The organism is Acinetobacter sp. HA (genome assembly GCF_000264725.1).
In the GTDB taxonomy this organism is placed as follows: Bacteria; Pseudomonadota; Gammaproteobacteria; order Pseudomonadales; family Moraxellaceae; genus Acinetobacter; species Acinetobacter schindleri.
On sequence record NZ_AJXD01000032.1, the window covers coordinates 1 to 14,025 of the forward strand.

General features: G+C 45.1%; 8 protein-coding genes, 2 rRNA genes and 2 pseudogenes. 6 read left to right on the forward strand and 6 right to left on the reverse strand.

All coding sequences use genetic code 11. The features are described 5' to 3' along the window. Positions 1–19: 19 nt before the first annotated feature. Positions 20–994: a hypothetical protein gene (locus HADU_RS07520; RefSeq protein WP_004810207.1), complete on the reverse strand. Its 975-nt coding sequence runs from the start codon at positions 992–994 to the stop codon at positions 20–22. Between the two features lie 310 nt (positions 995–1,304). Between HADU_RS07520 and mdtD the strand changes: the two genes are divergently transcribed. The 6 genes and pseudogenes from mdtD to HADU_RS07550 all read left to right on the forward strand — a co-directional run bounded on the left by mdtD (position 1,305) and on the right by HADU_RS07550 (position 7,545). Beyond that, a complete protein-coding gene (mdtD, locus tag HADU_RS07525; RefSeq protein ID WP_008304957.1) occupies positions 1,305–2,696 on the forward strand; it encodes a multidrug transporter subunit MdtD in 1,392 nt (463 codons plus the stop codon). A gap of 62 nt (positions 2,697–2,758) precedes the next feature. Next, complete coding sequence (locus HADU_RS07530) at positions 2,759–3,532, forward strand: GH25 family lysozyme (protein ID WP_008304959.1); 774 nt, start codon at positions 2,759–2,761, stop codon at positions 3,530–3,532. Between the two features lie 43 nt (positions 3,533–3,575). Continuing rightward, positions 3,576–4,592: pseudogene (locus tag HADU_RS07535) on the forward strand (MBL fold metallo-hydrolase). 18 nt (positions 4,593–4,610) lie between these two features. Continuing rightward, a complete protein-coding gene (gene dinB, locus HADU_RS07540; protein ID WP_008304963.1) occupies positions 4,611–5,666 on the forward strand; it encodes a DNA polymerase IV in 1,056 nt (351 codons plus the stop codon). A gap of 221 nt (positions 5,667–5,887) precedes the next feature. Continuing rightward, positions 5,888–7,183 carry a shikimate transporter gene (gene shiA, locus HADU_RS07545; RefSeq protein WP_008304964.1) on the forward strand — a complete coding sequence of 432 codons (1,296 nt, stop codon included), beginning with the start codon at positions 5,888–5,890 and terminating at the stop codon, positions 7,181–7,183. Positions 7,184–7,187: 4 nt separating this feature from the next. Continuing rightward, a pseudogene (locus HADU_RS07550) lies at positions 7,188–7,545 on the forward strand (RidA family protein). 67 nt (positions 7,546–7,612) lie between these two features. Here the strand turns inward: HADU_RS07550 and HADU_RS07555 are convergent. The 5 genes from HADU_RS07555 to HADU_RS07575 all read right to left on the reverse strand — a co-directional run. Next, positions 7,613–8,161, reverse strand: a complete 549-nt coding sequence (locus tag HADU_RS07555) for a DUF2726 domain-containing protein (RefSeq protein ID WP_004810225.1) — start codon at positions 8,159–8,161, stop codon at positions 7,613–7,615. A gap of 403 nt (positions 8,162–8,564) precedes the next feature. Continuing rightward, positions 8,565–10,961 carry a YgiQ family radical SAM protein gene (locus HADU_RS07560; protein WP_008304965.1) on the reverse strand — a complete coding sequence of 799 codons (2,397 nt, stop codon included), beginning with the start codon at positions 10,959–10,961 and terminating at the stop codon, positions 8,565–8,567. A 143-nt stretch (positions 10,962–11,104) separates the two neighbouring features. Further along, complete coding sequence (locus tag HADU_RS07565) at positions 11,105–12,319, reverse strand: MFS transporter (protein WP_008304967.1); 1,215 nt, start codon at positions 12,317–12,319, stop codon at positions 11,105–11,107. Between the two features lie 152 nt (positions 12,320–12,471). Beyond that, positions 12,472–12,586, reverse strand: a 5S ribosomal RNA gene (rrf, locus tag HADU_RS07570). 212 nt (positions 12,587–12,798) lie between these two features. Further along, positions 12,799–14,025 (reverse strand): 23S ribosomal RNA (locus HADU_RS07575); the annotation flags it as partial.

Here is a 14,025-nt window from a genome sequence, read left to right on the forward strand (position 1 = left end):
CTTTTTTATTTTTTAACTCTTAAGAAGCCAAGTTAGTCACCAGGTTATAGAACCAAGGTAGTGTTGTCGCCAAAATCACAGACATTGCTAAACCAAACATTAACTTCATTGCATCTTTGCTGACGTTCCGTGAAGTACGGTGTTTGCTCACACCATTGACGATCATCGAGATCGCAAACTCACGACCTGCAAGTAGACCCAAGAACACCCATGTGGTACTCATTGGAATGTTGCTCCACTCTTTGAAGATCAATAAGATAATGGCATAGATAAAGTCAACAATGGTTGCTGCACGAACATCAGTTACATCGGTTTTGGTATCGACGATCTTCTGGATTGCACCACCACGTTGGTACAGAATCACACCCAGCAAGACCACGAATACCGCAATCGCAAACATCAGGAATTCAAATGGAACCTGACGTGGCACATACACAAAGATATTGGCTAAGTCTTGGATCAACCATTGGCTCCATAAGAAACCGGTTGATAACCATTGTAAGATCATCCATTTGGTCGAATGCTCTTGGTCTTTGGTTTGGTTAAAATAAACCGTCATTTTGTTGGCAACAAAACGGTAAATCACCAAAGCTGAGATGAAGGCTACAGCATAACCCATCATCGATTTCACCATCATCGAACCTAAGCTCGCTGGAGAGAAAATGGTGAGCACCAAGAATGTAGTACTGACTGGAATACCATATTTGGTTAATAACAAGAGTAGAATTGGCGGTACAATATACAGCCAGGTAATCCCACCCTCAGGGAATGGAATCGTTTCGAGACGGCCATAAGAGGCATCTCCTACCCCTGATGCATACCAGCCATAGACCAAAACCACCACAAGGATGACGCTGATATAAATCCACAGCAGCCACCAAGGTCGATGTGAATTTGATGAGATAAAGGTTCCCAATGTCTGAGGCACATCATTGCCGACAATGGAGTAGGCTGCTAGACAGAAGCCGATAACCATCAAGATTTCGATAGACATAAAACATACCTGCTGAGGGAGATCAGCATTACTGTAAGATGTGGCCAAGATTATGACGTTTTTATTGCAGTTTCATGACAGAAACGTCATATATTCTTGTAACACTAGCCGGTTTCAATACATTTATTACTTTTCAGCAAGCAGTTGCTATTTCTGCTAAACCCCACTTATCCAACTGATATCAATGAGCTTTCATGGTTATATTTCATGTCATAAATACCAGAATAAGACACTGATTTAGTACAACGGATGGGGTGAATTGATTTAAACTGAGCCCACATTCAAAATTACATGACTTTCTAAATATCACATGAATGCCACGCCCACCCATCAAGCGCTGCAACCCGAATTTAGACTGCTGGTCTTATTGGTATCGATCGGCTTTTTCATGCAAGGTCTGGACACCACGATTATCAATACTGCCCTGCCTGCAATTGCGCTTAGCCTGCAGGAAGATCCGTTGCGGATGCATAGTGTGGTGGTGGCTTATGTACTTTCGGTTGCAGTCTGTATTCCCTTGAGTGGCTGGCTGGCAGATCGTTTTGGTGTACGTAATACCTATTTTAGCGCCATCATTATTTTTACGCTTGCATCAATAGGTTGTGCTGTCTCAAACAGCCTGAATGAACTCCTGCTCTATCGGGTTCTGCAAGGTATTGGTGGTGCTTTGCTGTTACCAGTCGGTCGTCTGGCAATGTTGAAGATCATTCCACGCACCCAGTTTCTGGCTGCAATGAGCCTGATGAGTCTGGCCGGCCTGATTGGTCCCCTGATTGGCCCGACGCTAGGTGGCTGGATGGTCGAATACCTGTCCTGGCAATGGGTATTTCTGATTAACCTGCCGATTGGCCTGCTTGGCACCCTGATTACCTTCAAAGCCATGCCGAATGTTACTGAACCGGATGTGGCGAAGTTTGACTATGCCGGTTTTGTTATGCTGGTGGTGGCGATGGTCGGGCTATGTCTGGGCATTGAGAACTTTGCCAATCCGCAATATCCATTGTGGTGGAGTCTCAGCTTAGTTGCAGCTGGGTTCCTGTTTTCACTGATCTATGCCTATCATTCATATACGCATAGCAATGCCCTGTTCCGCAGCAAGCTGTTTAAAAACCGGATTTATTCTATTGGGATTCTGGGTAATTTCTTTGCCCGTCTTGGTGGTAACTCAATTCCTTTCCTGTTACCGCTGATGTTGCAGGTCGCGTTTGGTTTTGAACCCTTTATTACCGGTTTGCTGATGATTCCAACTGTATTAGGTTCATTGGCTTCCAAACCCATTATTCGCAAGATCATTCAGCACTTTGGCTATCGCCAGGTTTTACTGGTAAATACTTTACTGGTGGGGCTATGTATTGCCAGCTTTGCCCTGACTACGGCGGATACACCGATCTGGCTACGTGCGATTCATTTCTTTATTTTTGGTATCTTGAACTCACTGCAGTTTGTTTCCATGAATACTTTAACCTTAAAAGACTTAAGTCAGCAGGATGCCAGTAGTGGCAACAGTTTTCTGTCCATGATCATGATGCTATCGATGAGTATTGGGGTCGCACTGGCAGGTACGCTGGTAAATATGTTTAGTGCCTACTTTGGCGCTGAGCAGCTGGATAATGCATTCCATCTCGCCCTGATCTGTCTGGGCTGTTTGAATATCATTGCCGCCTATATTTTCTGGCATATTCCCAAGAATACGCCAGTATGATCATCATCCCGATACAAGACAAATCGGTATAAGCTAGATAGAGTCAAATTTTGAAGAACTTGATGAAAAAGCCAGACAAGCATTATCCACCTCTTTGGGCAACAATCATGAGTGTCATTCTGCTGCTTGCTGTGGTCGGTGCAATCTGGTGGCTATTGCTGAAACCGCTACCTGCCAACGCTTCCGAATATGACATTCATGGTTTTGATGTTTCGCATCATCAAAAAGAGATTAACTGGCAGCAGATTCCCAAAGATAAATACCGCTTTGTTTATTTAAAATCAACCGAAGGCGGTGACTTTAAGGACAGCAAATTTCAGGAAAACTGGTTTAAGGCTCGCGAACAGGGTTTGCTGGTCGGTGCCTATCATTTTTATCGTCTCTGTCGGGAGGGTAAGATTCAAGCGCAAAACTTTATCGAAAGCGTACCGAATAAAGCGGATGCCTTACCTCCGGTAATCGATCTTGAATATGACAGTAACTGTATTAATACCTATTCCAAGGAACAGTTACTCAAAGAAATCCAGGTCATGCATGACCTGCTCAAACAGCACTACGGCAAGCAGCCGATGTTCTATACCTCGAAAGCTTTCTATAATATTGTGCTGGCAGGACATTTTACTGACGTACCGCTCTGGATACGTGAATACAAGGGTCTGCCTGAGCTCAAAGATAATCCGAAATGGCATTTCTGGCAACATACCAGTCAGGGTCAGATCAAAGGTATTGCAACGACTGTAGACCTGAATGTGTTTTATGGTTCGGAAAAGGACTGGCTGAATTTTTTAAAACAGAATGGTATTAAGACTGCACCTGCACAAAAATCGGCAAAATAATTCTACAATTGCAATGTAATCAAAAATAAAAGGATAAATAGCTGTGAAGCTTGGAAAAATTATCGTGACTACCATTCTGATAGTGGTAGTCATACTGGGGGGAATAAGCACTTATTTACGCCAACCTTCAGGTTAGCTGCGTGACTTTGACGCGTGGCAAGCCAAATCCAATATATCCGCAGAAGGCTTAAATGTCCGTTTCTTTGGGGTGTCAACCTTGCTGTTTGATAATGGTCAGGAACAGATTTTAATTGATGGCTTCTTTAGCCGTCCCAGTCTTTGGCATGTTCTCAGTTCTAAGGTTTCCAGCGATTCTAGGTTACTTCAGAAGATTATTCAGGAGGAACAGCTGGATCGGACACAGGCGATTTTAGTGACCCATAGCCATTATGATCATGCTCTGGATATTCCTGAACTGGCTGCCCTGTTACCTCAACCCCAGATCATCGGATCGAATAGCAGCCTGAATATTGCACGCAGTCATCCAGAGGTAAAAGCCTCCCAGCTACGGCGTGCTGTATCAGGGCAATCGCTCCGATCGGGACAGTTTAAAGTCACTCCACTTGCTTCCGCACATACGCCTCCAACACCCGTAAATGATGATCTCGGTGAAGAAATTACAGCACCACTGAAACTGCCTGCCAAGTTTTCCGAATTTAAAGAAGGCGGCAGTTTTGACTATCTGATTGAACATGACAGACAACGAATTCTGGTTAAAGCGAGCACAGGGTTTATTCCGGGACAGTTCAAGAATGTTCAGGCCGATATTTTATTTTTAGGCATAGCCCAGCTATCGCGACAGCCTGAGGATTATCAGAAATCTTATCTGCAACAAACACTGGCAACGGTAAAACCCAAGATTGTCATTCCAATTCACTGGGATGATTTCTTTCAGCCGCTAGATCAACCCTTACAATTTTTGCCACGCTTTGCCGATAATGCTCCCGAGAGTATGCGAATTCTGATCAAAGCGGCTGAAGCGCAACAGATTCAGGTTGTGCTACTGAGTAATAGTCAACCCTATAATCTTTTGAAATCAGCATCTTCCCAAGTGCCTTAAAGCCTTTTAAGATGGCATATGCGTAAAATTATCCATATCGATATGGACGCTTTCTACGCCTCGGTAGAACTGCGTGAACGTCCGGAACTAAAACATTTGCCTGTGGTGATCGCGTCGCATCATCCACGGGCTGTGGTTGCGGCTGCCTCCTATCCAGCCCGGGAATTTGGTGTGCATTCTGCCATGCCAATGAGTCAGGCACGCAAACGTTGTTCGCAGCTGATTGTGATTGAACCGGATTTTCAGAAATACCGTGAGGTTTCCTCACAGATCCATCAGATTTTTCAAAAATATACAGCAGTTATTGAACCACTTTCACTGGATGAAGCCTATCTGGATGTGACTGATAATCTGCTGCAAATCCCCAGTGCAACAGAAGTTGCGATGCGTATCCGTGAAGACATTTTTCAGCTGACTAGACTCACCGCTTCTGCGGGTGTTGCACCAAATAAATTCCTGGCCAAAGTTGCTTCAGACTGGCACAAACCAAATGGCATTTGTGTGATCAAGCCTTCACAGGTACAGGCCTTTATTCAGGATTTACCACTTAAAAAAATCCCCGGGGTCGGTAAGGTTACGCAGGAAAAATTGAAAAGTCTCAATCTGGAAACGCTGGGTGATTTGCAACAGATGGATGAAGCCGTCCTGATTCAGCATTTTGGCAAATACGGCAAGCGGCTACATCTCTATGCGCAAGGCATCGATGAACGCCCGGTCGAAACCGAACGTGAACGCCAGCAGATTTCCAAGGAAACCACCTTTGGTGATGACCTGCTACTTAGCCAGTGCAGCCCTTACTGGGATCAACTGATCCAGCAGGTCTGGAACAGTCTGGAAAAGAAACAGCTGACTGCACGTGGCATTACCGTGAAACTCAGGCTAAAAAATTTCCAGATCATGCAACATAGCCGCAGCTTCCGTTCCGTACTTAAAAATCCGCTAGAGCTACATCAGGCGTTACAGTTCTTGCTACAGGATATGCATCTGGATCCAGCCCTGCAATTTCGCCTGATTGGTGTCGGGGTGTATCAGCTGTCACCTCGCCAGCAAGAAGCACAACTGTCCCTGCTTTAAAGTAAACTGAGCAAGAAGTAGTCACTAGTTTAAAAAGCCAACAACTTTATTTTTACCATTGTATGTTTTTAGAGTAATCTATCCGCGCAATGCATTATCCATGTATATGCTGAGATGCTGAAAATCACCTTTACTTTCAGCATGCTGTCCTGTGATTGGCGTGACGATCAAATCCGAATATTACAGGGCAACTCTGTTGTCCCCATGGAATCCTATCCTGCATGTCTTCTGCAAATTCAATTTCTTTTCAAGAACAACGCGCGCGAAAAGCAGCGCTTTCCAGTTTTATTGGTGCTGTTGTCGACTGGTACGATTTTCTTCTTTACGGGATTGTCGCAGCCCTGATTTTTAAAGATCAATTTTTCCCAAGTATTGGCAACAATATGGGCACATTAGCCGCCTTGGCAACCTTTGGTGTCGGCTTTCTGTTCCGTCCACTCGGTGGTGTAGTGTTTGGTCACTTCGGTGACAAACTCGGCCGTAAAAAAATGCTGGTACTCACTGTCATCCTCATGGGGATTTCTACTGTCGGGATTGGCCTGTTGCCGAATTTCGAAGCCATTGGCTGGTGGGCGCCTGTACTGCTGGTGACCTTACGTGCCATTCAAGGTTTTGCCGTCGGTGGTGAATGGGGTGGCGCTGCCCTGATGGCGGTTGAAAATGCGCCGAAAGGCAAAAAAGCCTTTTACAGTAGTGGCGTTCAAGTCGGCTATGGCGTCGGTTTAGTTCTCGCTACGGGTGCTGTATCACTAATCATTGCGACTCTAGGTGAAGAGGCATTTTCGGACTGGGCATGGCGTATTCCGTTTATTGCCAGTATTGTGCTGATCGGCATTGCCATGTGGATTCGGCGTGATCAGGAGGAGTCACAAGAATTTGTCGAAAAAGTGGTTAAAGCCAAGCAACATCCAACCAAACTGCCAATTTTTCAGGCGATCAGCAAGCATCCTAAAGCATTCCTGTACATTATTGCCCTGCGTATGACCGAGCTGCTCACCATGTATCTGGTGACCAATTTTGCACTGAATTATTCCACCAATAATCTGGGCATGGACAAGCAATTCTTCCTGAATATCACCCTGATGGTCGGTGCGATTAGTTGTGTCAGTATCCCGTTCTTTGCCTGGATCTCAGACAAAATTAACCATAAAACCGTGTGTGTTTGGGGCGGTTTAATCGGTGCCTTGTCGGCTTTCCCGTTCTTTATGGCGCTGGATGCTCAAAATACCTGGATGATTATTGTTGGCTCAATTCTACTGGCCAATATCGCGCATGACATGGTAGTCAGTGTGCATCAACCCATCTTTACCTCACTGTTTGGTACCGAGTATCGTTACAGTGGCGCCGGTGTAGGTTATCAGGTGGCAAGTATTATTGGTGGTGGTTTTACCCCAATGATTGCGGCTTCCTTAGTGATTTGGGGTGATGGTTCATGGCATTATGTAGCTATCTATCTTGCTGTGGGCTGTCTACTGACTGCATTGGTTGCTGCCCTGATGCCAAAAATTCAGGATTAAACTCATGACTATTCAACGTTTGCACGTGTCTCAACGCTTCTCTGAAATCGCGATTTCAGGCAATCTCGTTCATCTGGCAGGTCAACTGGCCAGTGATTTTTGATCTGGATATTAAAGGTCAGACACGGCAAACTTTGGACATTATTGACCAGTTTCTCGCAGATGCGGGAACAGATAAGAGCCACATCATGTCAGTCACTATTTATCTCAAAGATATTGAGCGTGACTATGCAGCTTTTAATGAAGTGTGGGACGCATGGGTAGCTGATATTCAGGCCCTGCCGCGTACCTGTGTAGAAGCCAAGTTGTATGATCCAAGGGTATTGGTCGAACTGACCGTCGTCGCAGTAAAACCGGAATAATGCCGATAGAACTTGTCTTCCAATAAAAAAGCATGCGATCTGCATGCTTTTATTTGTGCCAGATATATTAACCCACTGTCTTCACCTTAGGGCGACCCAGAGCGGAGTACAGTGGAAACTTCTTTAGTGCAGTCAGGTTATTCGGGTTGACTAAACTGTCCTCCTCACCCTGTTCATTCAGGAAGTCACGGCGCAGCTGATAATATTCCGGAATATCTTCATAACGGATTACCCGATAGCCTGCCATAGTCAGCAAGGCATCCTGATACTGGGATTGTTGTGGGCGTTTTAAAATCATCGGATCGTCCACGGCCACGATGGCAACAACCAGATGATCCTGATCTAGAACCACAAAGTCCGCGACCAGATTGCGATATTTGTTACGGGTACGAAAAAATTTGGTGGTCAACAGCGCATCATAGGAGACATGGGCCAGAATGATGTTCTCTGGCAGAATTTCCTTTAGACGGGTATAAGTCAACTGTTGATTCAGGTTAAAAATGGCGCGCTGCTTCAACACACTGTCTTGCTGCTTGCCGCTATTCTGTACTCTCTTATATGCCATCAGGATGGTGCATAAGAGCAGAAAACTGCCAATTATGATATAGGTGGTCATGCGTTAGTCCTTTCTGCATTCTTATAATCGTTTTTGTTTTATTGTCGTCAGTATAGATCGATTTTCATCCGAAAATCACGGTACAACCAATTTGCTTAGATACTGCAACATCCGGTATCAAAACTTATATAAGGACATTACATTTCGGGAGATTAAAAAATTCCGTGTACTGGAAATGTAATGTGTTCCTTACTCACTCTCACTCTCACTCTAAATCAGCCACTCAAATTTAAGCAAGAGCATTTTCCTCTTTTTGTCTTACAATTCCGATAAAGTGTAATTTTTAAACAGTTTTTTCTAATGAATATCTTAGTTTAATTATTTTTTAATTGAGATTTGACTTCTTTTAATAAAAAATCAGTAGAAAAATAAAAAAGACACCGAAGTGTCTTTTTTAAGTGATTTAGGCACGACTTTTTGGTTTGGTTTTGCCTTTAGCTTTAGAACCGCCAAAAGGCTTTTTCGCATCACCGGTTTCACGTGGTGGTAAACCGGTATGCTGGGTCAGGATCTGCCCTTTCTTCGGACGATTGTTCTGTCCTTGGCTTTGACCTTGTCCACGATTGCCTGCCTGACCGGTACGTTTCTGTGAATCGCCTGCAACAGTCGAGTTCTTCTTACGTGCTGACTGATACTGACCATCCACACCTGCAGGCTGATAAGTCGGAATCAGATGCTGTTTCGAATTACCAATCAGGTCCTGACGGCCCATTTCGCGCAAGGCATCACGCAGTAAAGGCCAGTTGTTTGGATCATGGTAACGCAAGAAAGCTTTGTGCAGACGACGACGCTTCTCACCTTTCACAATGTCGACATTTTCAGTGTAACGCGCCACTTTCGCCAGCGGGTTTTTACCGGTGTAGTACATGGTGGTTGCAGTCGCCATTGGTGACGGATAGAAGGTCTGTACCTGATCAGCACGGAAACCATTCTTCTTCAGCCAGATCGCCAGGTTCATCATGTCATAATCCGTGGTGCCTGGATGCGCTGCAATAAAGTAAGGAATTAAATACTGTTCCTTGCCTGCTTCCTTACTATAACGATCAAACATTTGCTTGAAACGGTCATAGGTACCAATGCCCGGCTTCATCATTTTATTCAGTGGGCCTTTCTCAGTATGCTCAGGCGCAATCTTGAGGTAACCACCGACATGATGCGTCACGAGTTCTTTCACATATTCAGGGTTTAAAACCGCAAGGTCATAACGTAAACCTGAACCGATCAGAATCTTTTTAATACCTGGTAATGCACGTGCTTTACGGTATAACTGCGTCAGTGGCGCATGGTCGGTATGTAAGTTTTGACATACTCCTGGGAACACACACGAAGGCTTACGACAGTTCTTTTCGATCTCAGGATCTTTACAGGCCAAACGGTACATGTTGGCTGTTGGGCCACCCAAATCCGAAATGATGCCAGTAAAGCCTGGTGCAGTATCACGAATTTTTTCCACTTCACGCAGAATCGATTCTTCCGAACGGTTCTGAATAATACGACCTTCATGTTCCGTAATCGAACAGAAGGTACAACCACCGAAACAGCCACGCATGATGTTCACAGAGAATTTGATCATGTCAAAGGCTGGGAAACGTGCATTACCGTATGATGGATGTGGTAGACGTGCATAAGGCAGGTCAAACACGTAGTCCATCTCTTCCGTAGTTAACGGAATTGGCGGTGGATTTAACCATACGTCACGTTCACCATGCTTTTGTACTAATGCACGGGCATTCCCTGGATTGGTTTCCAGATGCAAAATACGGTTGGCATGTGCATAGAGCACCGGATCATTCACCACTTCTTCAAAAGCAGGCAAACGAATCACAGCCAATTCACGCGGTGGTAATTTATGTTTAATCGCTTTCGATGCCGGTTGTAACTGCACGATTTGTGTATTTTCATCCAAATTGTCGCCTTCACGTACAATCGGATTAGCTACATGTTCTTTTTGGAAACCTTGGTACTGGCTCGAGTCCTTCCCTTGTTCAATCTCACAACCTTCAATATCTTCAGTCATGACATAAGGGTTAATAATTGGATCAACACGGCCAATTGCATCGACATCATTGGAGGCAATTTCAACAAACTGAGCTTTAGAAGCACGGTTATGCTTATTGACGATAAATGCCGTACCACGTACATCGGTGATGTCAGAAATTTTTTCGCCCTTGGCCAAACGGTGCATCACTTCAGTAATCGAGCGTTCGCCATTACCGTACATCAACAAATCGGCTTTTGAATCCATCAAGACTGAACGACGAACTTTATCTGACCAGTAATCGTAATGCGCAATCCGGCGCAATGATGCTTCAATACCACCCAGTAATACCGGCACATCAGGATAAGCTTCACGTACACGTTGGCAATATACGGTTGCCGCCCGGTCTGGGCGTTTGTTTGGCTGATTGTCTGGTGAATAGGCATCATCTGAACGAATCTTGCGATCTGCCGTATAACGGTTGATCATCGAGTCCATGTTACCTGCTGTCACACCCCATGCAATGTTTGGTTTACCCAATACACGGAAGGCTTCAACATTGGTCCAGTCTGGCTGCGCAATAATCCCGACACGGAAACCTTGCGCTTCTAGGGTACGGCCAATAATGCCTGAACAGAATGAAGGATGATCAATATAGGCATCGCCACAGACTAAAATAAAGTCACAACTGTCCCAGCCGAGTTGATCCATCTCCTCGCGTGACATCGGCAAAAATGGCGCAGGTTCAAAACATGACGCCCAATATTTGTCGTAATCAAACAACGCTGTAGGCGCTGTCTGCATGGTATAAGCAGTAGACATGGCTAGCAATTCTCGGCTGGCAGATGGAAGATCAAAAAATAGATCAAAGATGAAAGCCGAGCATTTTAGCATGAATTCGGCTGAGGTTGCTTGATTATAATTTATACAATATAGACTTTAAGACCTTAATCAGGAATATATGCTTATTCTGTTTCTAGCCTGCTTATTTGAGATTTTAACTTTTGAGCTATCAATAAACCGATTGTCAAAATAATGCCGATGAATAAACTGAGGCCGAACCATCCGGTATTTTCCCAGACCAGACCACTCGAGCTGCCAAGTACACTAGACCCAAGATAGTAGCAGAATAAATAGAGTGATGATCCTACAGCACGATACTGTAAAGATTGCACAGACACCCAACTACTGGCCGTGGAATGTGCAGCAAAAAATGCAAAGGTAAAAATGAGCAGACCAATAAAGATCAGCACCAAGCTGTTGACTAGCATCAACACTAGTCCTAGCAACATACTGGCAAGCATGGCCACCAATACTTGGAAACGTCCAAATTTCTGGCTCCATGCCGCCGCACGAGGTGAGCTATAGATTCCTGCCAGATAGGTGACCGAAATTACCCCAATCCAGACATGCGACAGCTCAAAAGGTGACTGAATCAGGCGATAGCTGAGGTAATTAAAGACTGAAACAAAACAGCCCATCAGGATAAAACCTTGCAAGAACAAGATTCGCAGTTTGCGATCACTCAGATTATGCTGAAATGCAGTAAGGAAGCGGCTCAATTTAATAGGATAAGCTTGAAAATTCCTGGATTTAGGCAATAAGAAATAGAAGGTTGTCGCAATACAGAGGTTAATTAGTCCAATGATTAAAGTCGCTGACTGCCAGGAAATAAAGTCTACCAATACTCCTGCAAGCAAACGGCCACTCATACCGCCAATCGCAGTTCCAGAAATATAGAGTCCCATGGCAAAACCAACATCTTTCGCGGCAACTTCTTCCCCAATATAGGTCATCGCCACTGCGGCCACGCCACTTACGGTTAAACCTATTAACACCCGGGTCGCCAGAAACACTGACCAGACTGGCAATACAGCACTCAGCAACAACAATACTGCAACCGAAAATAAAGACCAGACCATAATCGGCTTACGGCCAAAACGGTCAGAAATGAGTCCAGTAAAAATCAGGCCAACAGCTAATGCAATGGTAGAAAATGAAAGTGGAAAACTGCTTTGCGTAGGAGAGATATGAAAATAGTCTGCCAGAATCGGCATCATCGGCTGTACACAATACAATGATGAAAAAATTGCAAATCCAGCCAGAAACAAGGAAAACAAAACCGCTTTAAAGGCAGATGACCCATATTCAATATGGCTTGAAGATAAATTTGGGGACATATCCGCTCCTTAGACCGGTTCAGTATACGCCTCTCAAGTTTATTTTTATGTGATGTTTCAGTCGAAAGGGCACATAAATAACATTTATTTGATTAAATCCTTCCCATAAAAAAACACCCCCTGTCAAATGACAGGGGGTGTTTAGAATAATGAGCTGGCGATGACTTACTCTCACATGGGAAACCCCACACTACCATCAGCGCTAAGAGGTTTCACTTCTGAGTTCGGGAAGGGATCAGGTGGTTCACTCTTGCTATGGTCGCCAGCACAACTGGTATGACTTTGCGTTTGGTCTTATTTAGATGCCAATGCTTGGTCAAATCTTGCACTCGTTCAAAACAGTGTTTTGAACATCGTTCATTAATAGAAATATTTGAGTCGAATTGTATGTTCTAGCGTTAGCTGAATCAAGTTTTTGTTTGATCATTAGATCAATATGAAATCAATTGAGCGTTACACAACAACTGTTTGGGTGTTGTATAGTCAAGCCTCACGAGCAATTAGTATTGGTCAGCTTCATGTATCGCTACACTTCCACATCCAACCTATCAACGTCGTAGTCTTCAACGGCTCTTTAGGTGACATAAAGTCACAGGGAAATCTTATCTTGAGGTAGGCTTCCCGCTTAGATGCTTTCAGCGGTTATCCCTTCCGAACATAGCTACCCGGCGATGCGACTGGCGTCACAACCGGTACACCAGAGGTTCGTCCACTCTGGTCCTCTCGTACTAGGAGCAGATCCTCTCAAATTTCCAGCGCCCACGGTAGATAGGGACCGAACTGTCTCACGACGTTCTAAACCCAGCTCGCGTACCTCTTTAAATGGCGAACAGCCATACCCTTGGGACCTGCTTCAGCCCCAGGATGAGATGAGCCGACATCGAGGTGCCAAACACCGCCGTCGATATGAACTCTTGGGCGGTATCAGCCTGTTATCCCCAGAGTACCTTTTATCCGTTGAGCGATGGCCCTTCCATACAGAACCACCGGATCACTAAGACCTACTTTCGTACCTGCTCGACTTGTGGGTCTCGCAGTTAAGCGCGCTTTTGCCTTTATACTCTACGCGTGATTTCCGACCACGCTGAGCGCACCTTCGTACTCCTCCGTTACTCTTTAGGAGGAGACCGCCCCAGTCAAACTACCCACCAGACATGGTCCTCGTCCCGGATAACGGGACAGAGTTAGAACCTCAATATTACCAGGGTGGTATTTCAAGGACGGCTCCATGGCAACTAGCGTCGCCACTTCAAAGCCTCCCACCTATCCTACACAAGTAAGATCAAAGTTCAATGTCAAGCTGCAGTAAAGGTTCACGGGGTCTTTCCGTCTAGCCGCGGGTACACCGCATCTTCACGGCGATTTCGATTTCACTGAGCCTCTGCTGGAGACAGCGCCCCCATCATTATGCCATTCGTGCAGGTCGGAACTTACCCGACAAGGAATTTCGCTACCTTAGGACCGTTATAGTTACGGCCGCCGTTTACTGGGGCTTCGATCAATAGCTTCGCTTGCGCTAACCACATCAATTAACCTTCCAGCACCGGGCAGGCATCACACCCTATACGTCCACTTTCGTGTTTGCAGAGTGCTATGTTTTTAATAAACAGTTGCAGGGGCCTGGTTTCTGAGGCTGCCAACAGCTCAAGGAGCAAGTCCTATCACCGCCGGCAGCGTACCTTCTCCCGAAGTTACGGTACCATTTT